This is a genomic window from Streptomyces sp. NBC_00388, assembly GCF_036061255.1.
In the GTDB taxonomy this organism is placed as follows: domain Bacteria; phylum Actinomycetota; class Actinomycetes; order Streptomycetales; family Streptomycetaceae; genus Streptomyces.
The window spans coordinates 4586854-4612788 of sequence record NZ_CP107948.1 but is presented as its reverse complement, the minus strand read 5'-3'; the positions used below and the strand labels follow the sequence as shown (position 1 = coordinate 4612788).

General features: G+C 69.5%; 25 protein-coding genes and 4 tRNA genes. 10 read left to right on the top strand and 19 right to left on the bottom strand.

The window, feature by feature from the left end; genetic code table 11:
• Positions 1-12: 12 nt before the first annotated feature.
• The 9 genes from rpoB to OG917_RS20700 form a co-directional block, all read right to left on the bottom strand.
• Positions 13-3495 carry a DNA-directed RNA polymerase subunit beta gene (rpoB, locus tag OG917_RS20740; protein WP_328319108.1) on the bottom strand — a complete coding sequence of 1161 codons (3483 nt, stop codon included), beginning with the start codon at positions 3493-3495 and terminating at the stop codon, positions 13-15.
• A 553-nt stretch (positions 3496-4048) separates the two neighbouring features.
• Positions 4049-4432 (bottom strand): 50S ribosomal protein L7/L12, encoded by a 384-nt coding sequence (rplL, locus tag OG917_RS20735; protein ID WP_328319107.1) that lies wholly within the window; start codon positions 4430-4432, stop codon positions 4049-4051.
• A gap of 82 nt (positions 4433-4514) precedes the next feature.
• Positions 4515-5072 (bottom strand): 50S ribosomal protein L10, encoded by a 558-nt coding sequence (rplJ, locus tag OG917_RS20730; protein ID WP_266854292.1) that lies wholly within the window; start codon positions 5070-5072, stop codon positions 4515-4517.
• Between the two features lie 267 nt (positions 5073-5339).
• Positions 5340-6284, bottom strand: coding sequence for a hypothetical protein (locus tag OG917_RS20725; RefSeq protein WP_328319106.1), 945 nt, complete (start codon positions 6282-6284; stop codon positions 5340-5342).
• Positions 6285-6503: 219 nt separating this feature from the next.
• Positions 6504-7226, bottom strand: coding sequence for a 50S ribosomal protein L1 (gene rplA, locus OG917_RS20720; protein ID WP_328319105.1), 723 nt, complete (start codon positions 7224-7226; stop codon positions 6504-6506).
• A 79-nt stretch (positions 7227-7305) separates the two neighbouring features.
• A complete protein-coding gene (gene rplK, locus OG917_RS20715; RefSeq protein WP_164264062.1) occupies positions 7306-7740 on the bottom strand; it encodes a 50S ribosomal protein L11 in 435 nt (144 codons plus the stop codon).
• A gap of 219 nt (positions 7741-7959) precedes the next feature.
• Positions 7960-8895, bottom strand: a complete 936-nt coding sequence (gene nusG / locus OG917_RS20710) for a transcription termination/antitermination protein NusG (protein ID WP_328319104.1) — start codon at positions 8893-8895, stop codon at positions 7960-7962.
• Between the two features lie 74 nt (positions 8896-8969).
• Positions 8970-9257: a preprotein translocase subunit SecE gene (gene secE, locus OG917_RS20705; RefSeq protein WP_328319103.1), complete on the bottom strand. Its 288-nt coding sequence runs from the start codon at positions 9255-9257 to the stop codon at positions 8970-8972.
• A gap of 107 nt (positions 9258-9364) precedes the next feature.
• A tRNA-Trp gene (locus OG917_RS20700) sits at positions 9365-9437 on the bottom strand.
• Positions 9438-9697: 260 nt separating this feature from the next.
• Between OG917_RS20700 and OG917_RS20695 the strand changes: the two genes are divergently transcribed.
• Both OG917_RS20695 and OG917_RS20690 read left to right on the top strand, forming a co-directional pair.
• Entirely contained in the window at positions 9698-10924 is a 1227-nt protein-coding gene (locus OG917_RS20695) for a pyridoxal phosphate-dependent aminotransferase (protein ID WP_328319102.1), read from the top strand.
• A 149-nt stretch (positions 10925-11073) separates the two neighbouring features.
• Entirely contained in the window at positions 11074-12090 is a 1017-nt protein-coding gene (locus OG917_RS20690; protein WP_328319101.1) for an adenosine deaminase, read from the top strand.
• Positions 12091-12189: 99 nt separating this feature from the next.
• On the opposite strand, the gene OG917_RS20685 is transcribed toward OG917_RS20690, so the two are convergent.
• The 8 genes from OG917_RS20685 to OG917_RS20650 form a co-directional block, all read right to left on the bottom strand.
• Complete coding sequence (locus OG917_RS20685) at positions 12190-13245, bottom strand: UDP-N-acetylmuramate dehydrogenase (RefSeq protein WP_328319100.1); 1056 nt, start codon at positions 13243-13245, stop codon at positions 12190-12192.
• A 184-nt stretch (positions 13246-13429) separates the two neighbouring features.
• The gene (locus tag OG917_RS20680) at positions 13430-14875 is read right to left on the bottom strand and encodes an MFS transporter (RefSeq protein ID WP_328319099.1); all 1446 of its coding nucleotides are present in this window, start codon (positions 14873-14875) and stop codon (positions 13430-13432) included.
• A 104-nt stretch (positions 14876-14979) separates the two neighbouring features.
• Entirely contained in the window at positions 14980-15537 is a 558-nt protein-coding gene (locus OG917_RS20675) for a TetR/AcrR family transcriptional regulator (protein WP_328319098.1), read from the bottom strand.
• Between the two features lie 360 nt (positions 15538-15897).
• Complete coding sequence (locus OG917_RS20670; protein ID WP_328319097.1) at positions 15898-16335, bottom strand: MaoC family dehydratase; 438 nt, start codon at positions 16333-16335, stop codon at positions 15898-15900.
• Between the two features lie 2 nt (positions 16336-16337).
• The gene (locus OG917_RS20665) at positions 16338-16790 is read right to left on the bottom strand and encodes a MaoC family dehydratase N-terminal domain-containing protein (RefSeq protein WP_328319096.1); all 453 of its coding nucleotides are present in this window, start codon (positions 16788-16790) and stop codon (positions 16338-16340) included.
• A gap of 153 nt (positions 16791-16943) precedes the next feature.
• The gene (gene rpmG / locus OG917_RS20660; protein ID WP_006604855.1) at positions 16944-17108 is read right to left on the bottom strand and encodes a 50S ribosomal protein L33; all 165 of its coding nucleotides are present in this window, start codon (positions 17106-17108) and stop codon (positions 16944-16946) included.
• 85 nt (positions 17109-17193) lie between these two features.
• A tRNA-Met gene (locus tag OG917_RS20655) sits at positions 17194-17266 on the bottom strand.
• Positions 17267-17310: 44 nt separating this feature from the next.
• A tRNA-Thr gene (locus OG917_RS20650) sits at positions 17311-17383 on the bottom strand.
• 271 nt (positions 17384-17654) lie between these two features.
• On the opposite strand from OG917_RS20650, the gene OG917_RS20645 reads away from it, so the two are divergent.
• From OG917_RS20645 to OG917_RS20625, 5 genes are all read left to right on the top strand, one after another.
• Complete coding sequence (locus OG917_RS20645; protein WP_328319095.1) at positions 17655-18917, top strand: amidohydrolase family protein; 1263 nt, start codon at positions 17655-17657, stop codon at positions 18915-18917.
• A gap of 180 nt (positions 18918-19097) precedes the next feature.
• A complete protein-coding gene (locus tag OG917_RS20640) occupies positions 19098-20516 on the top strand; it encodes an MFS transporter (protein ID WP_443058996.1) in 1419 nt (472 codons plus the stop codon).
• 404 nt (positions 20517-20920) lie between these two features.
• The gene (locus OG917_RS20635; RefSeq protein WP_328319094.1) at positions 20921-21577 is read left to right on the top strand and encodes an SDR family oxidoreductase; all 657 of its coding nucleotides are present in this window, start codon (positions 20921-20923) and stop codon (positions 21575-21577) included.
• Positions 21577-22113 (top strand): GyrI-like domain-containing protein, encoded by a 537-nt coding sequence (locus OG917_RS20630; RefSeq protein WP_328319093.1) that lies wholly within the window; start codon positions 21577-21579, stop codon positions 22111-22113. Before OG917_RS20635 ends, OG917_RS20630 begins: the two co-directional genes overlap by 1 nt.
• Positions 22114-22241: 128 nt before the next feature.
• On the top strand, positions 22242-22715 hold the full coding sequence (locus OG917_RS20625) for a hypothetical protein (protein ID WP_328319092.1): 474 nt from the start codon (positions 22242-22244) through the stop codon (positions 22713-22715).
• A gap of 390 nt (positions 22716-23105) precedes the next feature.
• Here OG917_RS20625 and OG917_RS20620 read toward each other — a convergent pair.
• A tRNA-Tyr gene (locus tag OG917_RS20620) sits at positions 23106-23187 on the bottom strand.
• A 200-nt stretch (positions 23188-23387) separates the two neighbouring features.
• On the opposite strand from OG917_RS20620, the gene OG917_RS20615 reads away from it, so the two are divergent.
• The 3 genes from OG917_RS20615 to OG917_RS20605 all read left to right on the top strand — a co-directional run bounded on the left by OG917_RS20615 (position 23388) and on the right by OG917_RS20605 (position 25291).
• Positions 23388-23876 (top strand): YajQ family cyclic di-GMP-binding protein, encoded by a 489-nt coding sequence (locus OG917_RS20615; RefSeq protein ID WP_328319091.1) that lies wholly within the window; start codon positions 23388-23390, stop codon positions 23874-23876.
• 163 nt (positions 23877-24039) lie between these two features.
• A complete protein-coding gene (locus OG917_RS20610; RefSeq protein WP_328319090.1) occupies positions 24040-24555 on the top strand; it encodes a methylated-DNA--[protein]-cysteine S-methyltransferase in 516 nt (171 codons plus the stop codon).
• A gap of 34 nt (positions 24556-24589) precedes the next feature.
• Positions 24590-25291: an alpha-ketoglutarate-dependent dioxygenase AlkB family protein gene (locus tag OG917_RS20605; protein WP_328319089.1), complete on the top strand. Its 702-nt coding sequence runs from the start codon at positions 24590-24592 to the stop codon at positions 25289-25291.
• A 239-nt stretch (positions 25292-25530) separates the two neighbouring features.
• Here the strand turns inward: OG917_RS20605 and OG917_RS20600 are convergent, their stop codons facing one another.
• Entirely contained in the window at positions 25531-25803 is a 273-nt protein-coding gene (locus tag OG917_RS20600; protein ID WP_328319088.1) for a GlsB/YeaQ/YmgE family stress response membrane protein, read from the bottom strand.
• Between the last annotated feature and the right edge of the window lie 132 nt (positions 25804-25935).

The window sequence follows — 25935 nt, the reverse complement described above, 5'->3', positions numbered from 1 at the left end:
CCGGCCAACCCGTCAGACCTCTTCGACGCTGCTCGGCTCTCGCCGGGACAGGTCGATACCGAGCTCCTCCGCTGCACGGAAGACGTCCTCGTCCGTGTCGCGCATCTCGATGGACATGCCGTCCGAGGACAGCACCTCCACGTTGAGGCAGAGCGACTGCATCTCCTTGATGAGCACCTTGAAGGACTCGGGGATGCCGGGCTCGGGGATGTTCTCGCCCTTGACGATGGCCTCGTAGACCTTCACGCGGCCGGTCACGTCGTCGGACTTGATGGTCAGCAGCTCCTGGAGGGCGTAAGCGGCGCCATAAGCCTCCAGCGCCCACACCTCCATCTCTCCGAAGCGCTGTCCACCGAACTGGGCCTTACCACCGAGCGGCTGCTGGGTGATCATCGAGTACGGACCGGTCGACCGCGCGTGCAGCTTGTCGTCGACCAGGTGGTGGAGCTTGAGGATGTACATGTACCCGACCGAGACCGGGTCCGGGAACGGCTCGCCGGAGCGGCCGTCGAACATCCGGGCCTTGCCGGACGGGAGGACCATGCGGTCACCGTCGCGGTTCGGGATGGTGGACTCGAAGAGACCGGAGATCTCGTCCTCGCGCGCACCGTCGAAGACCGGGGTGGCGACGTTGGTGCCGGGGGCGACCTCGTCGGCGCCGATGGTCTTGAGGCGCTCCATCCACTCCTCGTTGCCCTCGACCTTCCAGCCCTGGCTGGCGAGCCAGCCGAGGTGGATCTCCAGGACCTGGCCCGGGTTCATCCGGGACGGGACACCCAGCGGGTTGAGGATGATGTCGACCGGGGTGCCGTCCTCCAGGAACGGCATGTCCTCGATCGGCAGGATCTTCGAGATGACGCCCTTGTTGCCGTGACGGCCGGCGAGCTTGTCACCATCGGTGATCTTGCGCTTCTGCGCGACGTAGACGCGGACCAGCTGGTTCACGCCCGGCGGCAGCTCGTCGCCCTCTTCGCGGTCGAAGACGCGGACGCCGATGACCTTGCCGATCTCGCCGTGCGGCACCTTCAGCGAGGTGTCGCGCACCTCGCGCGCCTTCTCACCGAAGATCGCACGGAGCAGGCGCTCCTCCGGGGTCAGCTCGGTCTCGCCCTTCGGCGTGACCTTCCCGACCAGGATGTCGCCGGCGACGACGTCGGCACCGATACGGATGATGCCGCGCTCGTCGAGGTCGGCGAGGACCTCTTCGGAGACGTTCGGGATGTCCCGGGTGATCTCCTCCGGGCCGAGCTTGGTGTCACGGGCGTCGACCTCGTGCTCCTCGATGTGGATCGAGGAGAGGACGTCGTCCTGTACGAGGCGCTGCGACAGGATGATCGCGTCCTCGTAGTTGTGGCCTTCCCACGGCATGAACGCCACGAGGAGGTTCTTGCCGAGCGCCATCTCGCCGTTCTCGGTCGCCGGGCCGTCGGCCAGCACCTGGCTCTCGATCACCCGGTCGCCCTCGTTGACGACGACCTTCTGGTTGACCGATGTGCCCTGGTTCGAGCGGGAGAACTTGGCGATGCGGTACGTCGAGTACGTGCCGTCGTCGTTGGCGATGGTGATGTAGTCCGCGGAGACCTCCTGGACCACACCGTCCTTCTCCGCCTTGAGGACGTCACCGGCGTCGACCGCACAGCGGTACTCCATGCCGGTGCCGACCAGCGGCGCCTCGGACTGGATGAGCGGCACGGCCTGACGCATCATGTTCGCGCCCATGAGGGCACGGTTGGCGTCGTCGTGCTCCAGGAACGGGATCATCGCGGTCGCGACCGACACCATCTGGCGCGGCGAGACGTCCATGTAGTCGACGTCGTCGCCGGGGATGTAGTCGACCTCTCCGCCACGACGGCGGACCAGGACACGCGGCTCGGTGAACCGCATCTCCTCGGAGAGGGTCGCGTTGGCCTGCGCGATGACGAAGCGGTCTTCCTCGTCAGCGGTCAGGTAGTCGACGTCGTCGGTGACGACGCCTTCGACGACCTTGCGGTACGGCGTCTCGATGAAGCCGAACGCGTTGATCCGCCCGTAGGAGGCCAGCGAGCCGATCAGGCCGATGTTCGGGCCTTCGGGGGTCTCGATCGGGCACATACGGCCGTAGTGCGACGGGTGAACGTCACGGACCTCGAAGCCGGCCCGCTCACGGGAGAGACCACCAGGGCCGAGCGCGTTGAGACGACGCTTGTGCGTCAGGCCCGACAGCGGGTTGTTCTGGTCCATGAACTGGGACAGCTGGCTGGTGCCGAAGAACTCCTTGATGGAGGCGACGACCGGCCGGATGTTGATCAGGGTCTGCGGCGTGATCGCCTCGACGTCCTGAGTGGTCATGCGCTCGCGCACGACGCGCTCCATACGGGCGAGACCCGTACGGACCTGGTTCTGGATCAGCTCACCGACGTTACGGATACGGCGGTTGCCGAAGTGGTCGATGTCGTCGGTCTCGACCATGATCGAGCGGCCGGACTCGCCGACCGTCTCGGTCTCACCGGCGTGCAGCTTCACCAGGTACTTGATGGTGGCGATGATGTCGTCGCTGGTGAGAACACCCGCGTCGAGCGGCTCGTCGGCGCCGAGCTTCTTGTTCACCTTGTAGCGGCCGACCTTCGCGAGGTCGTAACGCTTCGGGTTGAAGTAGAGGTTCTCGAGCAGCGTCTGAGCGGCCTCGCGTGTGGGCGGCTCGCCCGGACGCAGCTTGCGGTAGATGTCGAGCAGCGCGTCGTCCTGGCCCTGGGTGTGGTCCTTCTCCAGGGTGGCGCGCATCGACTCGTACTCGCCGAACTCCTCAAGGATCTGCTCGGTGGTCCAGCCGAGAGCCTTCAGGAGGACGGTGACGGACTGCTTGCGCTTGCGGTCGATGCGGACACCGACCATGTCGCGCTTGTCGATCTCCATCTCCAGCCAGGCACCCCGGGACGGGATGATCTTGGCGGCGAAGATGTCCTTGTCGGACGTCTTGTCGATCGAGGAGTCGAAGTAGACACCCGGTGAACGGACCAGCTGCGACACCACGACACGCTCGGTGCCGTTGATGACGAAGGTGCCCTTGTTGGTCATGAGCGGGAAATCGCCCATGAAGACCGTCTGAGACTTGATCTCACCGGTCTCGTTGTTGGTGAACTCGGCCGTGACGAACAGCGGAGCCGCGAACGTGAAGTCGCGGTCCTTGCACTCGTCGATCGAGTTCTTCGGGGGCTCGAAACGGTGGTCGCGGAACGTCAGCGACATCGACCCGGAGAAGTCCTCGATCGGCGAGATCTCCTCGAAGATCTCTTCCAGACCGGACTTGGTGGGAACGTTCTGTCCGCTCTCCAGAGCGGCCTCGACGCGACCCTTCCATGCGGCGTTCCCGAGCAGCCAGTCAAAGCTTTCGGTCTGCAGCGCAAGGAGGTTCGGAACCTCGAGGGGCTCCCTGATCTTTGCAAAAGAGATGCGCAGCGGGGCGGTGCTGGCGCCGTTGTTCGTATTGGAGGTCGAGGCGTTGCGCGAGGCGGCCAAGAGGGGGTCCTTCCGAGGGCTCGGACTCACTACGCGCGTACCGGTCCCAAGCGGGGCACAGAGAAGGACATCCCAGGTCAGGGAGGGCAGTCATCGATGCTCAAGCGTTGGGCATGCCCCTGGTGACGGGCAGGAGGCAGCTAACAGGCAGCGCAAAGGGTCAGTGTAGCCACTGGGCTCACTGATGTCCAGAGCGGGTTATGGGAGACCCTCATTCTTCTGCTCAACACCTGCGTCAAAGCTTCCCTCTTCGTCGCCGATCCATGCCTCGGATACGGATCGATGTGACGACGCGTCCTGAGAATTGCGCGCTCCGTGCGGTTCGTCAAGGCCCCCCACCCCTCGGGGGTCGCCGCCGGCAGCGCCGCGGGAGCGGGAGAAGCCCCCTGGCCCGGCGCGCAACGAAGATCACCATACTCGTCATGACGGGAAGAGCAAGGCAGGCAGGAGGGGCGTCAGGCACGCAGAAGGGCGACCACCCGGATGGGTGATCGCCCTTCGTTGTGCAGGTGTACGCCGAGGGCGTACGAGGGAGTCCGGGGACTCCCGGGAATTACTTGACCTCGACCGAGGCGCCGGCGCCCTTGAGGGACTCGGCAGCCTTCTCGGCGGCCTCCTTGGCGACCTTCTCGAGGACGGGCTTCGGGGCGCCGTCCACGAGGTCCTTGGCCTCCTTGAGGCCCAGCGAGGTCAGCTCACGCACGACCTTGATGACCTGGATCTTCTTGTCGCCGGCACCGGTGAGGATGACGTCGAACTCGTCCTGCTCCTCCGGGGCCTCGGCGGCGGCGGCAGCGCCACCACCGGCGGCAACGGCGACCGGGGCGGCAGCCTTGACGTCGAACTTCTCCTCGAAGGCCTTGACGAACTCGGAGAGCTCGATGAGGGTCAGGTTCTCGAACTGCGCGAGCAGGTCGTCCTGGGACAGCTTCGCCATGATGGCGTCCTTCCACGTTTTCGGCAGGTGCCGGGTGTATATGACGGCGGGCGTACGGGGCCCGCTGCGACGCGAAGCCGAATTACTCGGCGTCGGCCTCGGCGGGAGCCGGCGTACCGGCACCGCCCTGCTCGACCTTGGCGCGAAGCGCGTCCGCGGTGCGGACGAACTCCGACAGCGGGGCCTGGAAAGTCGCCGCGGCCTTGGCCATCGACGCCTTGATTCCACCGGCCACCTTGGCGAGCAGAACCTCGCGGGACTCAAGGTCCGCGAGCTTCTTGATCTCATCCGCGGACAGCGCCTTACCATCAAGGACACCGCCCTTGATGACGAGGTTGGGGTTCTCCTTGGCGAAGTCACGAAGACCCTTCGCCGACTCCACCGGGTCACCGGTGACGAAGGCAACCGCCGTCGGACCTGCGAACAGGTCGTCCAGCGTGTTGATCCCGGCCTCGTTGGCCGCGATCTTGGTCAGCGTGTTCTTCACCACGGCGTACTGGGCGTTCTCACCGAGCGAACGGCGCAGCTGCTTGAGCTGGGCCACGGTGAGACCCCGGTACTCGGTCAGCACAGCGGCGTTCGAGCTGCGGAACTTGTCCGCCAGCTCGGCTACCGCGGCAGCCTTGTCGGGCCTTGCCATAGAGCGTCGGCCTCCTTCCGGGTGATGAGGACCGCTCAGAAGGGGCTGAAAAGACGAAACGCCCCGGCACAAGTGCCCGGGGCGCGAGCTCGACCGGACGAGTCCGGGAGCACTTCCACGTTCACCTGCGCGAGTCGTCCGCATCCAGCGGATCCTTCGGCCACCGCGCACTCTTGCGAGCACACGGCAACGACCAGCGGTCTTTGGCTTCCTCGGAAGAGTACGGGACGGGAGGCACGCCGGGCAAATCCGTTCCCCCGCGGCTGATTAGGCTCCGGGCGCGGGGGTAGAGGGCCGGGTTCTCACCAGCTCGGTGAAGTCCACGGTGTCGCCCGCGGGCGGTGCGTCGGCCCGTACCACCGTTCCGTAGCCGGAGTAGTACACGGTGGCGCTGTACGACCCCGTCCTCAGCCTGCCACGTTCGGTCTTCTTCACCAGCAGGCCGTTCCTGTCCACCCAGACGTCGACGGTCTCGGTGGAGATCCCGGCGGCGGTGAGCTGTGCCCTCAGCGCCGTGAGCTCGGCCGGGGCCAGGTCCTGGCCCCGGGCTGTCAGCGCGGCGACGTCGACCGTGCCCGAGTAGTGCGTGGCCCGCACGCCCCGGATCTCGGCCTGCCCGGCCCGCTTCACGTCGCCCGAGGCCAGCAGCGCCTTCACACCCTGACCGGGGACCGTCTTCTGCATCTGGTCCCGCAGCACGGCGCCGGAAGCCCCCATCACCCGCGAGAGGTCCGCGTAGCCGTACCGGATCCAGCGCTTGCCGCCCGTCCGCGCGGCGAAGCCCCGCCCCATGTCGGCGTAGTAGGCATCGTGGCGGTAGCGGGCCCTGACGGTGCCGTCCGCGCCTGCCTGCCGCAGGGTGGCGGCCAGGGTGCCGCCGGTGTACGTGATGTCCAGTGCGCCCGTGACACCGCTCCCCCAGGCCACGGTGCCCTTCACCCGGGTGGACATCTCGGGGCCCAGGACGGTCGTCCCCTCGACCCTGGCCGAGCCGGCGCGTGCCGTGTTCTGGTCGGCGGCCCGCAGCGCCGTCACGGAGGCAGCCGCCGTACGCCCCGGTGCGGAGGACCCGGCGCCCGCGCGGGCGCCTCCCGTGCCCTCCTGTGCGCCGCCGGCCGCGTCACCGCCGCCCGCCGAACACCCCGCCAGCGCGGCCAGTGCCACGGCCGTCACGGCCGCCGCGAGCCCCCGCCGTATCGCTGTGCCGCTCATGAAGTGCCCGCCCCTCGGCTCCCGTTGATCGCACGGGCCATTGTGCCGGGGCGGCCGGGCGGCGTCCGGCGAAGACCGGAAGAGGACGGGGCCGGGCGGGAGGGCCCGGCAGGACCGGACTCCCCCGGAACGCGAAGAAGCCGGGCCCCGCACCTCCGGAGAGGTGCGGGGCCCGGCTCACAGCACGCGTGTCCCGCGGCTGCCTGCCGATCCGGAGGATCAGACGGCGGCCGGGTCCTCCTCGACGAGGAGGTTGCGGGTGCGGTTGGAGTCCAGCGGGATGCCGGGGCCCATCGTGGTGGCCAGTGCGGCCTTCTTGATGTAGCGGCCCTTGGCGGCCGACGGCTTCAGACGGAGGATCTCCTCCAGCGCGGCGGCGTAGTTCTCGACCAGCTTCGTCTCGTCGAAGGAGACCTTGCCGATGATGAAGTGCAGGTTCGAGTGCTTGTCGACGCGGAACTCGATCTTGCCGCCCTTGATGTCCGTGACAGCCTTCGTCACGTCCGGGGTGACCGTTCCGGTCTTCGGGTTCGGCATGAGCCCACGCGGACCGAGCACGCGGCCCAGGCGGCCGACCTTGCCCATGAGGTCCGGGGTGGCGACGACGGCGTCGAAGTCCAGCCGGCCCTTCGCCACCTCGTCGATGAGCTCGTCGGCGCCGACGATGTCGGCGCCCGCGGCCTCCGCGGCCGCAGCACGGTCACCGGTCGCGAAGACCAGGACCCGGGCGGTCTTGCCGGTGCCGTGCGGCAGGTTCACGGTGCCGCGGACCATCTGGTCGGCCTTGCGCGGGTCAACGCCCAGACGCATGGCGACCTCGACGGTGCCGTCGAACTTGGTACCGGAGGTGTCCTTGGCGAGGCGGACGGCTTCGAGCGGGGCGTAGAGCTTGTCCGCTTCGATCTTGGCGTCCGCAGCGCGGAGAGTCTTGCTGCGCTTCACTTCTGCTCCTAGATGGGGAGTGGGAGTCGTGGTGCGGGCCGGCGCTGGCCCTTCCACTGTGGTGCGGAGGGGGGCTTGATCAGCCCTCGACCGTGACGCCCATGGAACGGGCGGTGCCGGCGATGATCTTGGCCGCGGCCTCGATGTCGTTGGCGTTCAGGTCGGGCATCTTGGTCGTGGCGATCTCGCGGACCTGCTCGCCGGTGAGCTTGGCGACCTTGGTCTTGTGCGGCTCGCCGGAGCCCTTCTCCACGCCCGCGGCCTTGAGGATCAGCTTCGCGGCCGGCGGAGTCTTGGTGATGAAGGTGAAGGAGCGGTCCTCGTAGACCGTGATCTCCACCGGCACGACCATGCCACGCTGCGACTCGGTCGCGGCGTTGTAGGCCTTGCAGAACTCCATGATGTTGACGCCGTGCTGGCCCAGCGCGGGGCCGACCGGCGGAGCCGGGTTGGCCGCGCCGGCCTTGATCTGGAGCTTGATAAGCCCCGTGACCTTCTTCTTCTTGGGAGGCATTGCTCTCTCCGGGTCCTAGTGAGAGTGTTTCGCCGCCAATCCGGTCATCCGGACGGAGGCATACCGCGCAACGATAACGGGTATAGCTGCGCGACCAAAAACCAAGCAGGTCAGACGGTCCCCCGCAGGCGGGAAGTACCCCCTGCGTGAGCCGGTCTGACCTGCTTGGAAGGCGTGTGTGCCAGAAGCGCGGAGAAGCTCGGGAAGCTTCTGCTTCTTCTAGTTCTTCTGGATCTGGTCGAAGCTGAGCTCGACCGGGGTCTCGCGGCCGAAGATCTCGACGAGGCCCTTGACCTTCTTCGAGTCGGCATTGATCTCGTTGATCGTCGCCTGGAGCGTCGCGAACGGGCCGTCGGTGACGGTGACCGAGTCGCCGACCTCGAAGTCGAGCACCTGGACCTCGACCTTGCGGGCCGGAGCCGGCTTGCCCTCGGCCTCGGCCGCCTCGCGGGCCGCCTTCTCCTCGGCCTCGGGGGCGAGCATCTTGACGATCTCGTCGAGGGTCAGCGGGTACGGGTCGTAGGCGTTGCCGACGAAGCCGGTGACTCCGGGGGTGTTGCGCACCACGCCCCAGGACTCGTTGGTGAGGTCCATACGGACCAGGACGTAGCCGGGAAGCTTGTTCTGGCGGACGTTCTTACGCTCGCCGTTCTTGATCTGGACGATCTCTTCCTCGGGTACTTCGGCCTGGTAGACGAACTCCTCGACGTTCAGCGAGACGGCACGCTGCTCCAGGTTGGCCTTCACGCGCTTCTCGTAACCGGCGTACGTGTGGATGACGTACCACTCGCCGGGGAGACCGCGGAGCTCCTGGCGCAGGGCCTCGACCGGGTCGATGACGGGCGCGTCGGCGGCCTCGTCCTCGGCTGCCTCGTCTGCGTTCTCTTCCTCGGCTGCGGCTTCGTCCTCGGCCGCCTCTTCGGCTGCCTCGGTCTCGGCGACGGCTTCGGCGTCCTCGTCGGTCTCCGCGACGGCCACCGCTTCGTCCTCAGTGTGCACAGCAGCCTCTTCGGCGGGCTCACCGGCGACGGCGTCGGCAGCTTCGGCCTGGTCCGGCTTCCCAGCGTCCGCCGCCTCGACGATGTCGAGCTCGTCCTCTGCGGACTCGATGCTCTCGCCCGGCTCGACGGCCTCGTTCAGGTTCGGGTCAGACACGGTGGCTGCTTCTTCCTGGATACAAATCGGGTGGAACATGCGAAAAAGACGCCGCTCCCGGCGTCTTTCGCGGATCAGCCAAAGACGTACTTGGCGGCCTGGTTGAAGCCATAGTCAATCACGGTCACGATGCCGATCATGATGACGACGAAAACGATCACCACGGTGGTGTAGGTCGAGAGCTGGTTACGAGTCGGCCAGACGACCTTGCGCAGTTCCGCGACGATCTGGCGGTAGAAGAGCGCGAGACGGCCGAAGGGGCCCTTCTTCCCGCGCTTCCCGCCCTTGCGCGTCTTCCTCGACTCCGGCGCTTCATCATCCTGCGCATCAGGCACGTCGATGGAGCCGACGGCGTCCGTCACGATCTCTCACCTGATTCCGGGTCGTGGCCGTGCCGCGCCCGGTGGAGCCGCACGGCGGTGCATAGATGTACGTACATGCGCACACAGCCTGGCGAAGGTGTGTGTAGCAGGGCCGGAGGGACTTGAACCCCCAACCGCTGGTTTTGGAGACCAGTGCTCTACCAATTGAGCTACGACCCTTTGTGGTTCCCCCAACCTACCGCATCCGACCGAGTGCACGGAGTGCGCCCGATGGGACGGTTGGTGGAGGCCAACGACGAGTGAGTGTACGTGGTCGGGGGCCTGACGTCGAACAGCTTCGGCCGGTCCGGTCCGCGGCCGGCTCCCGCCCCTCCGCTCGCGCCCCGGTTCCCGCCGGGCGCACGGCCGTTGCCGGGCCGGGTGTCCGCCCATCGAAACCTGTGTGCCGAGTCCGTTTGCGGTCTGGGACCATGGGCTCCATGAGCGCCGCAACTCCTCCGACCGAGCGCAGGGTCTCCGCCCGCATCGGTGCCATCTCCGAGTCCGCCACTCTCGCCGTCGACGCCAAGGCGAAGGCCCTGAAGGCCGCCGGGCGTCCGGTGATCGGCTTCGGTGCGGGTGAGCCCGACTTCCCCACGCCCGGATACATCGTCGAGGCCGCCATCGAGGCCTGCAGCAACCCGAAGTACCACCGCTACACGCCGGCCGGGGGGCTTCCCGAGCTCAAGGCCGCCATCGCAGCGAAGACCCTGCGCGACTCCGGTTACGAGGTCGAGGCCTCGCAGGTGCTCGTCACCAACGGCGGCAAGCAGGCCATCTACGAGGCGTTCGCGGCGATCCTCGACCCGGGTGACGAGGTCATCGTCCCGGCTCCCTACTGGACCACGTACCCGGAGTCGATCCGGCTCGCGGGCGGTGTCCCGGTCGAGGTCGTCGCCGACGAGACCACCGGGTACCGGGTGTCCGTGGAGCAGCTGGAGGCCGCCCGCACGGAGCGCACCAAGGTCGTCCTCTTCGTCTCGCCGTCCAACCCGACGGGCGCCGTCTACAGCCCCGCCGACACCGAGGCCATCGGCCGCTGGGCCGTCGAGCACGGCCTGTGGGTGCTGACGGACGAGATCTACGAGCACCTGATCTACGGCGACGCGCAGTTCACCTCGCTGCCCGCGGTCGTGCCCGAGCTGCGCGACAAGTGCATCGTGGTCAACGGGGTGGCCAAAACGTACGCCATGACCGGCTGGCGCGTGGGGTGGATCGTGGGCCCGAAGGACGTCGTGAAGGCCGCGACCAACCTCCAGTCGCACGCCACGTCCAACGTCTCCAACGTCTCGCAGGCGGCCGCCCTCGCCGCGGTGTCGGGGAACCTGGACGCGGTCGACGAGATGCGCACCGCGTTCGACCGGCGCCGCAGGACCATCGTGCGGATGCTCAACGAGATCGACGGCGTGCTCTGCCCGGAGCCTGAGGGCGCGTTCTACGCGTACCCCTCGGTGAAGGCGCTCATCGGCAAGGAGATCCGCGGCAAGCGCCCGCAGAGCTCCGTGGAGCTGGCCGCGCTGATCCTGGACGAGGTCGAGGTCGCCGTGGTGCCGGGTGAGGCGTTCGGCACGCCCGGATACCTGCGTCTTTCGTACGCGCTGGGCGACGACGACCTGGTCGAGGGTGTCTCGCGGATCCAGAAGCTCCTGGCCGAGGCAGTGGCCTGACCGACTGATCCGGACGGTTCCGCACCGTCCGCGCACCCGTACGGAACGGGCCTCCGGTTCTCACCGGGGGCCCGTTTCTTCGTTCGGGCGCCTCCTCGTTGGGGGAGAGCGGCTACCGGTACGGCGGGTCCGTACGGCAGGATCCTGGGATGGAGCGAGTACGTGACATCCGGCTGCTGCCCAAGGCCCATCTGCACCTGCATTTCACCGGGTCGATGCGGCCCACGACTCTGCTGGAACTGGCCGGCAGATACGGCGTGCACCTGCCGGAGGCCCTGACGAGCGGTGAACCGCCGAAGCTGCGGGCCACCGACGAGCGCGGCTGGTTCCGCTTCCAGCGGCTCTACGACATCGCCCGGTCCTGTCTGCGCACACCCGAGGACATCCAGCGGCTGGTGCGCGAGGCCGCCCAGGAGGATGTCGCGGACGGCTCGGGGTGGCTGGAGATCCAGGTGGACCCCACGTCGTACGCCCCGCTCCTGGGCGGGCTGATCCCGGCGCTGGAGATCATCCTGGACGCGGTGGACGCGGCCTCGCGCGAGACCGGGCTCGGGATACGGGTGGTGGTCGCGGCGAACCGGATGAAGCACCCCCTGGACGCACGGACGCTGGCGCGGCTCGCGGTGCGGTACGCGAGCCGCGGCGTGGTCGGGTTCGGGCTCTCCAATGACGAGCGCCGCGGTATGGCGCGGGACTTCGACCGGGCGTTCGCCATCGCGCGGGAGGGCGGCCTGCTGGCCGCGCCGCACGGCGGGGAGCTCAGCGGGCCGTCGTCGGTCCGGGACTGCCTGGACGATCTGCACGCCGCGCGGATCGGCCACGGGGTGCGGGCCGCCGAAGACCCGCAGCTGCTGAAGCGGCTGGCCGAGCGCGGGGTGACGTGCGAGGTGTGTCCGGCGTCGAATGTGGCGCTCGGTGTCTACGAGAAGCCGGAGGACGTACCCCTGCGAAAGCTGTTCGAAGCAGGGGTGCCGATGGCACTCGGGGCGGACGACCCGCTGCTCTTCGGATCGCGGCTGGCGGCCCAGTACGAGCTGGCGCGGGCCCAGGGATTCAGCGACGCCGAACTGGCCGAGCTGGCACGGCAGTCGGTGCGCGGCTCGTCCGCTCCGCCCGACGTCCGGCGCACTCTGCTGGCCGGAGTCGATGACTGGCTCGACAGCTGAACCTCCGCACGCACGTACGAAGGAGACCGGGGCCGGGCTGCGGCCCCGGCAGCGGTCTCCGTCCCGGCCCTGGTCCCGGTGCCGGGCGGCGGTTCCCCCTTACAGGCTGACGCCGACCGTCACCGGCTCGTTGACCAGCGTCACGCCGAACGCCTCGTGCACGCCCGCGACGACCTCGCGGGCGAGCGCGAGCAGGTCGTCGGTGGTGGCCCGGCCGCGGTTGGTCAGGGCGAGCGTGTGCTTGGTGGAGATGCGGGCCCGGCCGGTGCCGTACCCCTTGGTGAAGCCCGCCCTGTCGATGAGCCAGGCCGCCGATGTCTTGGTCAGGCCCTCCCCCGCCGGGAAGGCGGGAGGCACGGCCTCCGCCCCGAGCCGCTCCCGGACACGGGCCCGGAACGCGGCGAACTGTGCGTCGTCGAGGATCGGGTTGGTGAAGAAGGAACCGGCGGACCAGGTGTCGTGGTCCTCGGGGTCCAGCACCATGCCCTTCCCCGCGCGGAGTTTCAGCACGGTCTCGCGGACCGTCGCCGCGGGCACCCGGTCACCCGCCTCGACACCGAGGACCCGCGCCGTCTCCGGGTACTTGACGGGCGCCGAGAGGCCGCCCGCGTCTTCGAGCGCGAAACGCACCCGCAGCACCACGTAACGCTCGGGTTCGGACTTGAAGCGGCTGTGCCGGTACGAGAACCGGCACTCGGCGTTCGCGAGGGTGACTGTCTCCCCTGTGGTCCGGTCGTAGGCGACGACCTCGGTGAGGGTGGACGAGACCTCCTGGCCGTACGCCCCCACGTTCTGGATCGGGGTGGCACCGGCGGAACCGGGGATCCCGGCCAGGCACTCGACGCCCGCCAGCCCGGCCTCCACGGTGCGGGCCACCGCGTCGCTCCACACCTCACCGGCCGCGAGTTCGAGGTCCGTCCCGGAGAGCGAGAAACCGCGTGTCGCGATCCGCAGGGCGGTGCCGGCGAACCCCTTGTCGCCGATGACCAGGTTGGAGCCGCCGCCGATGAGGAGCAGTGGCGTACCGCTCGCGTCGGCCTCGCGGACGGCCGCGATCACCTCGGCGTCCGTCTCCGCCGTGACCAGCCGGGTCGCGGGGCCGCCGAGGCGGAAGGTGGTCAGGGGGGCGAGTGGGGCTTCAAGGAGTTCCTGCACGGGCCAAGCGTACGAGAACGGCCCCACCCGTCGGGGCAGGGCCGTTCTCGTACGGCAGATCCGGGGGCCCGGAGTGGAGGCCCGGAGCCCGGAGGCTCGTCGGCTCGGAGCCTCGGGGCGCGAAGGCCCGGAGTGCGGATCAGACGGATCAGACGGATCAGGCGGTTCGGACGGATCAGACGGATCAGGCGGTTCGGACGATGACCATCTCGCGGTCCGTCCCGGCCTCCGGTACGGCGGTCGCGGGCCCCGGCGTGCCGCGCCGCGGGATCAGCAGGGCGACGAGTGCGGCGACCGCGACCACGGCGGCGCCGATCCACAGCGCGGGGACGGTGCCGTCGGTGAACGCGGTGGGCGATTCGTACCCTCCGCGGGCGGCGAAGACCGCGCCCATGACCGCGACACCGAGCGCGCCGCCGACCTCGCGCAGTGCGTTGTTCGCACCGGACGCGATGCCCTGTTCGGCGGGGCGGACGCTGGACATGACCACGCTGGAGGCGGGGGCGAAGTACAGCGCCATTCCGGCTCCGCCGAGGATCAGGGCCGGAAGCACCGTCGGGTACGACACGTCCGGGCCGATGAGCAGCGCGAAGAGCGCGAGCCCGGCCGCCTGGAGTGCGAGGCCCGCAGCGACGACGGGCCTGCCGCCGATGCGGTCCGAGAGGATGCCCGCGAACGGCGCGATGATCAGGGGCATCCCGGTCCAGGGCAGCATGCGCAGGCCGGCCTGGGTCGGCGAGTAGCCGAGGGCTCCCTGGAAGAACTGGCTCAGCAGGAAGATCGAGCCGAACATGCCCAGGAACATCAGCAGGGACGCTCCGTTGATCCCGGCGAAGGCGCGGTTGCGGAAGAGCCGCATGGGGAGCATGGGGTGGGCGTGGCGGAGTCCGTGGTGGACGAAGCCGGCCAGGAGAGCGGCCCCGGCGAAGAGGCCGGTGAGGATCGGTGTGCTGGACCAGCCGTCCGTCTCTCCGTTGACCAGGCCGTAGACGACGCCGAAGAGGCCGCCGCTGACCAGCAGGGTGCCGGGGATGTCGAGCCGGGCGCCCGGTGAACGCGACTCGCTGAGGCGCAGCCGGGCGAGCGGGAGCAGGGCGAGGCCGATCGGCACGTTGAGCCAGAAGATCCACTGCCAGGACAGGTACTCGGTGAGCGTGCCCCCGATGAGTGGCCCGCTGGCCACGGCGAGGCCGGTCACGGCGCTGAAGATACCGAGGGCGGCGCCACGGCGGGCGGCGGGTACGGCCGCGGTGAGCAGGGTCAGGGTGAGCGGCATCATGATCGCGGCGCCGACGCCCTGGACCGCGCGGGCGGCGATGAGCGGTGCGATACCCGAGGCGAGGGCGGCCGCGGCGGAGGCACCGGTGAATATCGTGAGGCCGGTGATGAAGAGCTTGCGGCGGCCGAAGCGGTCGCCGAGGGCGGCACCGAACATGAGCAGGACGGCGAAGGTCAGCGTGTACGCGTTCACCGTCCACTGGAGGTCTTCCAGGGCGCCGCCGAGGTCCTGGCGGATCGAGGGCAGTGCCGTGGTGACGACGAGGTTGTCGAGAGCCGCCATGAATCCGGCGACGCTGGTGATGATCAGGGCCCAGGTGGCGCCTCCGCGCCGGGCCGTCCGCTCGTTCACTGTTCCCCCTGTGGGTCTGTCACTTCGGTTAGTTATCGATGACTAACTTGCGCGCCCATGAGTACCCCTGCGCAAGGCGGGCGCGTTCCCCGCAACCGCTCAGCTCACGCCTTGGGCCGCGGCGAGCCGTGCACGCCGGTCCACACCCGGTGCTCCGGGGCGAAGCCGAGCGAGACCAGCGTGTTGATCAGCATGCCGGACGCCAGGAACGTCGCCGTCTCGTCGGCGTCCGCGCCCAGGGCCAGATGGACCGCGTCGTACAGCCCCATCCACGCGGTGCGCACGGCCTGCCCGAACTCGCGGTCCCCGGAGGCCGCCGCGGACGCCACCGCGACGTAGATCTGCATCTGCATGAGCAGCTTGTCCGGGTCGTCGGCGATGAGCGACATATAGGCGTCCCCCATGGCATGCAGGGCTTCGTCGCCCTGCAGCCCTTCGGCCGCCTTCACGAAGACGGCCGTGGTGTCCTCGACGCAGCGCTCGGCGGCCGCGAGGAAGATCGCTCCCTTGTTGGGGAAGAGCCGGAAGAGATACGGCTGCGAGACACCCACCCGCTTGGCGATCACCTCGGTGGAGGTGCCGTGATAGCCACCGCGGGCGAATTCGACCATCGCCGCGCGGATGACGCTCTCGCGCCGCTCCTCTGCGCTCATCCTGACCATGCAAGAAAGTTAGTGTCTACTCACTAACTAAGTCAAGCGGGCGGGCGACCGGGCTCAGGGCTGGGCTCGCACGCCGGCGTACGAGACATCAGGACAGCGGGACATCCGTTCGCGGGGCAGCCGGACAGTGGGACATCCGTCTACGGGACAGCCGGACAGCGGGACTGCCGGACAGCCGGACAGCCGGACAGCGAGCGCAACGGCGAGGCGGAATCGCGAGGGGGGCGCCCGTTTCCGTGCGCCCCCTGCCATCTGCGATCCGGCGCACGCTGCCACATCGGCGCGGCCGCTCGCTCGTCGCCGCATCAGCGCGGCCGCAGGCCGCCACATCGGCGCGGCGGCACACCGCCCCGGGCGGCCTCAGGCGAGGCGGACCACCGCGCGGGACATGCCCAGCACCTTCTTGCCGTCACTGGTCGCCGTGAGGTCCACGCGGACCGTCCGGTCCCCGGGGTCCCCGACGACCGCTGCGACCTTGGCACTGACCTCGATCAGTGCACCATCGGCGTCGTTCGGGACGACGACCGGCTTGGTGAACCGGACGCCGTACTCCACGACAGCCCCCGGGTCCCCGACCCAGTCGGTCACCACCCGGACCGCCTCAGCCATGGTGAACATCCCGTGCGCGATGACGTCGGGAAGTCCGACCTCGACCGCGAACTTCTCGTTCCAGTGGATCGGGTTGAAGTCGCCGGACGCACCCGCGTACTGCACCAGCGTCGCCCGCGACACCGGGAAGGACTGCGCCGGCAGCTCCGTGCCGACCTCGACGCTCTCGTAGGAGATCTTCGCTGCCACTGTCACGCCTCCCCGGCCGCTCGCGCGACCAGCTTGGTCCAGGCCGTCGCGACGTGCTCGCCGGACTCCTCGTGGACCTCGCCGCGGATATCGATGATGTCGTTGCCCGCAAGGGACTTGATCGCCTCAATGGTCGACGTGACCGTCAGCCGGTCCCCCGCCCTGACCGGGCGGCGGTAGGCGAACTTCTGGTCGCCGTGCACCACGCGCGTGTAATCGAGACCCAGCTGCGGATCCTGGACGACCACACCGGCGGCCTTGAAAGTGATCGAGAAGACGAAGGTCGGCGGGGCAATGACATCGGCATGCCCGAGCGCCTTCGCCGCGTCCGGATCGGTGTAAGCGGGATTCGCGTCACCGACCGCTTCGGCGAACTCGCGGATCTTCTCCCGGCCCACCTCGTACGGCGCGGAGGGCGGATAGGTCCGCCCCACGAAGGACTGGTCGAGCGCCATGGCTCACTACCTCCTGGTGGAGTGCCGGGAATCGGAAAGAATCACAATAACCGTGGGTAACTGCAGAAATGACGCGAGGCCGCCCCCCCAGTAGGGGGACGACCTCGTGCCAGTGCCTGTGGAGAGCTGTGCTTGCGGAAAGAACAGCCTGTGTCAGCGCGTTTCGCGGTGCGCAGTGTGCGAGTTACAGCGCGGGCAGTGCTTCTTCATCTCAAGACGGTCCGGGTCGTTACGCCGGTTCTTCTTGGTGATGTAGTTCCGCTCCTTGCACTCCACGCAGGCCAGCGTGATCTTCGGGCGGACGTCGGTGGCAGCCACGTGAGTGCTCCTTGGACGGATGGACGGATGAACGCATAAAAGAGTAGCCGATCGAAGGACCGAGCCCACCATCGGCTACCGTGTGTAGCGGTGACCGGACTTGAACCGGTGACACAGCGATTATGAGCCGCTTGCTCTACCGACTGAGCTACACCGCTTTGCTACGGATTCCCTCACCCGAAGGTGAGGGCTCCCGCACCAGAGCCCCAATACGGAATCGAACCGTAGACCTTCTCCTTACCATGGAGACGCTCTACCGACTGAGCTATTGGGGCGAGCGATGAAGACATTACACGGTCCTCCGCCGTCCCCCAAATCCTTATGAAGACCCCTCTCCCCGCTCCTGTCCACCGCCTCCTCCCACCCTTCGCGCTCCTCCCCTCAGCCCCTCCCGCCACCGTTCGGCCCACAGCCTGCATCGGCCACAGGAGTCACTCCCAGTACGACTAATCCGCCCCTCCTCGAAGCAGGACCGGACTTCCCCATAGGCTCACTTCACGCTGCGTGACCTCGTCCGTCACGCCCGGCCCAGCACCCAGGAGCGCGATGCCCGACAGCCAGCCGCGGCCCCCCGAAGGAGCCACAGCGGACTCCACCGCGCTCCTGCTCCGCGGTGCCCGCCTGGCCGACGGCCGCACCGTGGACGTCAGCATCAGCGACGGGCGCATCGAAGCCGTCGGCACCGCCGGCAGCCTCACCGCACCCGGCTCCCGCACCTCCGCCGCCGCCAGCATCGGACTCGACGGCTACCTGCTGCTCCCGGCACCTGCCGAGCCCCACGCCCACAGCGATACCGCGCTCACCGCCGGCGCGGGCCCGGGCCCGGGGCCCGCCACCACCGGCGCCGCCCCCGACATCCAGCGCCGCGCCACGGAGGCCGCCCTCCTCCAGCTCGGGCACGGCGCCACCGCCCTGCGCTCGCACATCCGCATCGGAGACGTCCAGGGCCTCGGCGCCATGGAGGCCGTCCTGCAGGCCCGGCGGTCGCTGCGCGGGCTCACCGACCTCACGACCGTCGCCGTACCCCGGCTGCTCACCGGAGTGGCCGGAGCCGACGGCCTGGCCATGCTGCGCGACGCGGTGAAGATGGGCGCCGGCGTCGTCGGCGGCTGTCCCGACCTCGATCCCGACCCGACCGGGTACACGGAGGCCGTCCTCGAAGTCGCCGCCGAACACGGTTGCGCCGTCGATCTGCACACCGAGGGTGACGACCCCGCCCGGCTCGCCCGGCTCGCCGCCATGTCCGGCGGGCTGCGCCCCGGCGTCGCCATCGGTCCCTGCGGCGGACTCTCCAGGCTGCCGCACGAGACCGCGGTCCGCGCCGCCGGCCGGCTCGCCGCAGCGGGCGTCACGGTGATCTGCCAGCCCCAGGGCGGCTGCGGCGGCGTCGAGAGCCGCGGGACCGCCCCCGTACGGCTGCTCCGCGCGGCGGGCGTGCGCGTCGCGGCGGGCAGCGGCGCACTGCGCGACCTGGCCAATCCGGTCGGCCGCGGGGACCCACTCGAGGCCGCCTACCTGCTCGCGTCCCAGAGCGGGCTCAGCCCCAACGACGCGTACGGCACGGTCAGTTCCGCGCCGCGCGAGGCCATGGGCCTCCCCGAGGTGCGGGTGGAGGCGGGCTTCCCCGCCGAGCTCCTGGCCGTCCGCGGAGATCAGCTGGCCGCCGCGCTCTCCCTCGCGTACAGCAGGATCGTCATCCACCGCGGCCGGGTCGTCGCACGGACCAACGCGGTGCGCGAGTACTGCGACTCGACCGCTCCCAGCAGCTTCGAACTGCCGCGGCAGGGGCGGGCCGACACCTGGCCCTGAGGGTTGGCAGCACCGCCCGGGCCAGTGGCCCCGGAGCGCCCCGGGCCCATCGTGTCAGCTCCGCGCGGCCCACCCCCGCCCGCACAGGGCTGCCGGGTCCGGCCCAGAACAACGGGATCGCGCAGTGATCGCGCCGACAGAACCGCGCAGTGACCGCGCCGACAGAACGGAGCCGGTGACGTGCCCTTCGCCCAGTCGATCGGCGGTGACGGACCCGGGCGCCCCCGACCGGGCCCGACGGCCCCAGGACGCTCCGCGGCGCCGCTGCTGGCCGTGTGCGCGGGCTACTTCATGGTCATCCTGGACGTCACCATCATCAACGTCGCTGTGCCCGTGGTGGGCCGGGACCTGTCGGCCTCACTGACGGGCATCCAGTGGATCACGGACGGGTACACCCTGGTCTTCGCCGGGTTCCTGATGACAGGTGGCGCGCTGGGCGACCGGCTGGGCAACCGCCGCGTCTTCTGTTCGGGCGTGGTGGTCTTCACGGTGTCCTCGGCCGCGTGCGCCTTCGCGCCGACCGACTCCTTCCTCGTCGTGGCGCGCCTCGCGGAAGGACTCGGCGCGGCGCTGATCGTCCCCGGCTCCCTCGCTCTGCTCCAGGAGTCCTACCAGGTGCAGGCGGCACGCTCACGTGCCTTCGGACTGTGGGGGTCGATGGCGGGCGTCGCCGCCTCCGCCGGGCCGCTGCTGGGCGGCCTTCTGGTGTCCACGGTCGGCTGGCGGTGGGTCTTCCTCATCAATCTGCCCGTCGGAGCGGCCTGCCTGCTGCTGACGCTGCGTCACGTCGCGCCCTCGCCGCGGCACCCCGGCCGCCCCCTGGACTGGCCGGCCCAGTGCGCCGTGGTGGCGGCGGTGGCCCTGCTGATCGCCGGGCTGAACGAGGCCGGACGGCGTGGCTGGTCCGATCCTGCTGTCCTCGCCGGACTGGGCCTGGCCGTAACGGCGGTCGCGGCGTTCGTGATCCGAGAGCGGCTCGCCCGGACCCCCGTCCTTCCCCTGCGGCTGCTGCGCTCACCCGCGATGAGCGGCGGGGCCGCCGTCGGCCTGCTGTTCAACTTCGCCTTCTACGGCATGGTGTTCACCGCCAGCCTCGACTTCCAGCACCAGCGCGGCTTCACCGCCCTCGAAACCGGGTTGGCGTTGTTCCCGGCGGTGGCGATGACGATGTTCGCCTCCGTCCTGTCCGGGCGGCTGAGCCGCCGCACCGGTGACCGCCCTCTGGTGGTCTGCGGCATGCTCCTGGGCGCCATCGGGCTGGCCGGCTGGGCCGCGGCGGGCGCGGATCCCGCCTACCCGTTGCTGGTGGCCCCGATGATGGCCACCGGATTCGGTACGTCCTTCGCGCTCACCGGTTCGACCGCCACGGTGATGGGTGCGGCGCCCCCGGCGTACGCGGGGGCCGCCTCCGCCCTGTTCAACACCACCCGCCAGATCGGCAGCGCCACGGGGGTGGCACTCGGAGGCAGCCTTCTGGCCACCAGTACCGGCTACGGGGCCGGGCTGCGCGGCAGCATGGCCATCGGGGCCCTCGCCTACCTGACCGCAGCGGCTCTCGCGTGGCTGTGCGTGCCTGGCCGGGGCGCACAGGGACGGTGAGTGACAGTGGCCATGGGGGCGCCCACCGGTCGTCCGGCTGTCCGGTCCTCCGGGTCTACGGCTGTACGGTCCTCCGGCTCTCCGGCTCTCCGGCTCTCCGGCTCTCCGGCTGTCAAGCGGGCAGAAGGCGGGGCCGGTTGCTGCCGTACGCCATCCTGACCGGCGCCTCGCGGGGCTGCTGGAGCCCTTCCCGTGCCTGGCCGCGCATCCGGCGTTCTCCAGCCGCTTTCCCCAGCCGCTTTCTTCATCGGGCGCCTTGAATCGGGCACCTTCATCGCGCTCCTTCATCGCGGCCCCGGCCACCCGGGACGCCCAGCGGGCAACTACGGGAGCGAGTCACACGAACACCTTCAGCAACGGGCGTTCCTGAGCGCACGGAGCCGACGGAGCGTACCGTCGAAAACATGCGCATTGTCATCGCAGGTGGACACGGTCAGATCGCGCTGCGGCTGGAGCGGCTGCTCGCCGCGCGCGGCGACGAGGTCGCGGGCATCATCCGCGATCCCGGACAGGCCGACGACCTGAGATCCGCGGGTGCCGAGCCGGTCGTCCTCGACCTGGAATCCGCCACCGTGGGCCAGGTCGCCGAAGCCCTGTCGGGCGCCGATGCCGTGGTTTTCGCGGCAGGTGCGGGCCCGGGCAGCACGGTCGAACGCAAGGACAGCGTGGACCGCGACGGGGCGGTCAAGCTCGCGGACGCCGCCGAGCAGGCAGGCGTACGCCGCTATCTCATCGTCTCGTCCATGGGCGCCGACAGCACCCACCGGGGCGACGAGGTCTTCGACGCCTATCTGCGGGCCAAGGGTGCGGCGGACGACGCCGTACGGGCCCGCCGCACCCTGGACTGGACGGTGCTGCGCCCGGGCGCGCTGACCGACGACGCGGGCACCGGGCTCGTGCGTCTGGAGGCCAGGACCGGCCGGGGCAAGGTCACGCGGGACGACGTGGCCGCGGTGCTGGCCGAGCTCATCGAGACCACGGCGACCGCCGGTCTGACACTGGAGCTGATCGGCGGGACGGTGCCGGTGTCGGTCGCCGTGAAGGACGTGGCGGGGAACTGATGCAGAACCCGCCGGTGGCTGTCGAGCGCGCCGCCCAGCCGTACGCGGCGGTCAGGGAGACCGTCACGATGGACACCTTCCCGGTGATCGCCGACCGGCTGATGGACGTGTTCGGCTGGCTCGCGGAGCACGGGATGGAGCCGGCGGGACCGCCGTTCTTCCGGTACGACGTCATCGACATGGAACGCGGCATGGAGGTCGAGGCGGGCGTCCCCGTGGCAGCGCTGCCGGAGGGCGGCGCCGGTGCGGGCGAGGACGCGGAGGAGGGCGAGTTCTTCACCGCCACTCTGCCGGCGGGCACTTATGTGACGGTCACTCATATCGGGCACCCGACCGAGCTGTTGGGGGTCACCGCGGGCCTGCTGGAGTGGGCGGCGGCGCGCGGTATGGAGTGGGACAGGGAGAAGGAGGACGTGGTCGAGGAGTGGGGGTGCCGGCTGGAGATCTACAAGACGGACCCGCGCGAGGAGCCGGACATGTCCAAGTGGGAGATGGAACTGGCCTTCCGGCTCGCGGACTCCGGCCCGAGGCCGTAGCCGTAGCCGTACTGCAGTGGCGACTGCGGCAGCGGGTATTCCCCTTCGCGTGGACAGAGGGCCATGTCCTTCCGAGCGGCGCAGCCGGCCGGATCCTTCGCCGGGGCGACGACGGTACGGTCACCGTCATGATCGGTCAGATAGTGACGCTGGTGGGCGTACTCGTTGGAGCCCTGACTTCGTACGTGTCCGTCGCCATGGCCGAACGCGCCAGACACCGGCGCACGATGGCAACCCGCTGGGATCAACGGAAGCTCGACACATACATCGAATACGCCGAATGCGTGAAGGAGATAGCCGACGCCTCGAAACTCTCCCGGCTGACGGATGAAGGGTCAGAGGCTCACAAAGAGTTCATGGCCGCGATGGAGGGCGGCGAGCGCCGGCGCTCGGCCCTCTTCGAAGCTCTCGTGCTGCTGGCAGATCCCGCAGCCATCGGGGCAGCCCATGAAGTCAACCTGGCGCTGTGGGAGATGATGAAGCAGGCGCGTGCGCACGAACCTCCCCCTGTGGTGGGCGATCTTCACGAGCGCCTGAACACCTATCACGAGCGAGCCCGGGACGACCTGGGCATCAGAACGGATTCATGGCGAGCCCTCTGAGGCCGCCCGGCCCACACCAGTGGGTGGAACACCGCCTCTGCCTCTCCGCGTGCCGGCCCCAGATTCGGTGACAGGCTCCCGAGCAGGTGCAGGTGCAGGTGGAAGGGGAGTTGGCCCCGCCGACCGTGCCCGACCCTCGCCGGACTCTCGTCCTGCTCGATGCCGTACGGGTACGGAGCGCCGGCGAACGGCTCGGACCGGGACGACGCCGAGGGGTGGCGGACGAGGCTCAGGACGCTGCCCCACGGCCGCCCCGCACAAGCGGGTCAGCAGGCGAAACAACGCGGTCCAGAACGGCACGGAGGCACGTGATGGCGGTCCACTTCGACCGAGTACGCAGAAAGGGCCCGTGACCAGCGTTTCCGCTGGTCACGGGCCCTTCTTATCCTGTGGCGGCGCCAGGGTTCGAACCTGGGTAGGCTGAGCCGGCAGATTTACAGTCTGCTCCCTTTGGCCACTCGGGCACACCGCCTGGGATATGTCGCTGCGGAACCGCTGTGCTGCGGACTCCGTGGCAACGACGTAAACGATACCTGATGACACGGGGTGCTTCGCCACCCGATTGACCGGGGACGGGCGGGGGCGGTCGCGGTGCAGCCCTTAGGCTTGCGCGCAGCAGGCCGGGCCACCGGCCGTACCCGTCAGCACACCCGATACAAGGAGCCACAGGACATGGCCGACTCCAGTTTCGACATCGTCTCGAAGGTCGAGCGGCAAGAGGTCGACAACGCCCTCAACCAGGCCGCCAAGGAGATCTCGCAGCGTTACGACTTCAAGAACGTCGGCGCCTCCATCGACTGGTCGGGCGAGAAGATCCTGATGCAGGCGAACTCCGAGGAGCGGGTCACCGCGATCCTCGACGTCTTCCAGACCAAGCTGATCAAGCGCGGGATCTCCCTCAAGGCGCTGGACGCGGGCGAGCCGCAGCTGTCCGGCAAGGAGTACAAGATCTTCGCCTCCATCGAGGAGGGCATCTCGCAGGACAACGCCAAGAAGGTCGCGAAGGTCATCCGCGACGAGGGCCCCAAGGGCGTCAAGGCGCAGGTCCAGGGCGAGGAACTGCGGGTCAGCTCCAAGAGCCGTGACGATCTGCAGACCGTGCAGGCACTGGTGAAGGGCAAGGACTTCGACTTCGCGCTGCAGTTTGTGAACTACCGCTGATTTTCCGCTCCCCCGGCGGGCCGGCGTTCCGGGGCTCCCGGCATGCGGCGCCCGAACGGTATGCGGCGTCCGAAAACCGCCGGTCATGGCGGTCGGAGCATCGCAGACTCGTAGGTGTCCCGGTGGAACGGCCGCCGGGGCGCTGCGAGGAAGGGAGCAACCGATGACGGTGTACACGACGGTCGGCAGCCCACTCGGTGAGCTGCTGCTGGTGGGCGAGGAATCGGCGGACGCGCGGGGCGGAACGGCCCTGGCCTCGCTGTCCGTGCCGGGCCAGAAAGGCGGGGTGTCCGCCGAGGACGCCACCGGCGCGGGGTGGCGCCGGGATCCGTCCGCGTTCACCTGGATCAACGGCCGGCTGCGGGACTACTTCGACGGCGGGCAGGCCGGGTTCGCGATCGATTTCGCGGGCGGCGGGACCGCCTTCCAGCAGCGTGTGTGGGCCGAGCTGGACGGTCTCGGGTACGGCACCACGGTGTCGTACGGGGAGATCGCGGGGCGCCTCGGGCTGTCGGGCGCCGGAGTGCGCGCCGTGGGTACCGCGATCGGGCGCAATCCTCTGCTGGTCGTACGGCCGTGCCACCGGGTGATCGGGGCGGACGGGGCGCTGCGCGGGTACGCGGGCGGGCTGGAGCGCAAGAAGTGGCTGCTGGGGCTCGAAGGGGCGCGGGCGCTGTGACGGGGCGCCGTGAGCACCGGGCGGGTCCGGGCAGGTGACCGGGCTGTTCCCGCGGGACCGGGTGGAGGTCGCGCCCGGCGCGGTGCATGTTCCGGACTGGCTGCCGGTGGAGCGTCAGCGGGAGCTGGTGGGCGCGTGCCGGGAGTGGGCGCGGGGGCCTGTGCCGCTGCGGCGTACGCAGTTGCCGGGCGGGGGCGTGATGTCCGTGCGGACGGTGTGCCTGGGGTGGCACTGGCAGCCGTACCGGTACGCGCGGACCGCCGATGACGTGAACGGCGCCCGGGTGGCCGCATTCCCGGACTGGCTGGCGGAGTTGGGGCGTTCCGCGGTGGCCGAGGCCTACGGGAAGGAGCACGGGGAGCGCGGCCCGGCGGGAGGAGCGGGGTCAGCGGTGTACGCGCCCGACGCAGCGCTGGTGAACTTCTACGACGGCGACGCGCGGATGGGCCTGCATCAGGACAGGGAGGAGCGGTGCGCTGCTCCGGTGGTGTCACTGAGCCTGGGCGATACGTGCGTCTTCCGCTTCGGGAACGCGGAGAGCCGGGGGCGGCCCTATACGGATGTGCGGCTGGCGTCCGGGGATCTCTTCGTCTTCGGAGGACCTTCGCGGTTCGCCTACCACGGTGTGCCGAAGGTCCTTCCGGGGACGGCTGATCCCGCGGTGGGTCTGACGGGTGGGCGGTTGAACATCACGCTGCGGCAGACGGGGCTCGATGACCCCGCGCGCCGCGGGTGATGAGGGGTGTGCGGCTGGGCGCGGGGGCCCATGCGCGGCGTTACCGGTGAGTGACGGTGCCGGTCGGTCGCAGGTCCACAGCGTCGGCCACCCGGACGCCCGGACGCCCGGACGACGGCTTGCGCGGTGGGCGGCTTGCCGCGGTGGTGGCTTGCGCGGCCGGCGGCCTGCACGATCAGCAGCTTGCACGAGCCGGCGGCCCGTGCGATCAGGGCCTGTGCGGTCGGCGGCTCGCGCGATCAGTTGCGTGAGCGGGAGTTGCCGAAGAGCAGCCGGTAGATGATCAGCAGCACGAGAGCGCCCGCGATGGCGGAGATCCAGGTCGCGCCGTCGTAGAAGTGCTTCGTCACGGGGTGATGGAAGAAATGGGAGGCGCCCCACCCGCCGATGAAGGCCCCCACGATGCCTATGAGGGTGGTGCCGACGAGGCCGCCCGGGTCACGACCGGGGAGCAGGATCTTGGCGATGGCCCCGGCGAGCAGTCCGAGGATGATCCAACTGATGATTCCCATGAGCAGAGCCTGCCTAACGTTCGGTGTCCTAAACAGTGACGCCGAGGCGGCTCGTCCGGTTGCGTCGCCGGTCGCGTGGGGCGGAGTCGGTGGCGTGGGGCGGAGTCGGTGGCGTCCCACCGGTACGGACCG

Bases quoted from the DNA above. Each gene is read 5' to 3' on its own strand.
- rplL (WP_328319107.1), bottom strand. From the start codon at position 4,432: ATGGCGAAGCTGTCCCAGGACGACCTGCTCGCGCAGTTCGAGAACCTG.
- rplJ (WP_266854292.1), bottom strand. From the start codon at position 5,072: ATGGCAAGGCCCGACAAGGCTGCCGCGGTAGCCGAGCTGGCGGACAAG.
- OG917_RS20725 (WP_328319106.1), bottom strand. From the start codon at position 6,284: ATGAGCGGCACAGCGATACGGCGGGGGCTCGCGGCGGCCGTGACGGCC.
- rplK (WP_164264062.1), bottom strand. From the start codon at position 7,740: ATGCCTCCCAAGAAGAAGAAGGTCACGGGGCTTATCAAGCTCCAGATC.
- OG917_RS20695 (WP_328319102.1), top strand. From the start codon at position 9,698: ATGAGCGCCGCAACTCCTCCGACCGAGCGCAGGGTCTCCGCCCGCATC.
- OG917_RS20690 (WP_328319101.1), top strand. From the start codon at position 11,074: ATGGAGCGAGTACGTGACATCCGGCTGCTGCCCAAGGCCCATCTGCAC.
- OG917_RS20675 (WP_328319098.1), bottom strand. From the start codon at position 15,537: ATGGTCAGGATGAGCGCAGAGGAGCGGCGCGAGAGCGTCATCCGCGCG.
- OG917_RS20665 (WP_328319096.1), bottom strand. From the start codon at position 16,790: ATGGCGCTCGACCAGTCCTTCGTGGGGCGGACCTATCCGCCCTCCGCG.
- OG917_RS20645 (WP_328319095.1), top strand. From the start codon at position 17,655: ATGCCCGACAGCCAGCCGCGGCCCCCCGAAGGAGCCACAGCGGACTCC.
- OG917_RS20635 (WP_328319094.1), top strand. From the start codon at position 20,921: ATGCGCATTGTCATCGCAGGTGGACACGGTCAGATCGCGCTGCGGCTG.
- OG917_RS20630 (WP_328319093.1), top strand. From the start codon at position 21,577: ATGCAGAACCCGCCGGTGGCTGTCGAGCGCGCCGCCCAGCCGTACGCG.
- OG917_RS20625 (WP_328319092.1), top strand. From the start codon at position 22,242: ATGATCGGTCAGATAGTGACGCTGGTGGGCGTACTCGTTGGAGCCCTG.
- OG917_RS20615 (WP_328319091.1), top strand. From the start codon at position 23,388: ATGGCCGACTCCAGTTTCGACATCGTCTCGAAGGTCGAGCGGCAAGAG.
- OG917_RS20610 (WP_328319090.1), top strand. From the start codon at position 24,040: ATGACGGTGTACACGACGGTCGGCAGCCCACTCGGTGAGCTGCTGCTG.
- OG917_RS20600 (WP_328319088.1), bottom strand. From the start codon at position 25,803: ATGGGAATCATCAGTTGGATCATCCTCGGACTGCTCGCCGGGGCCATC.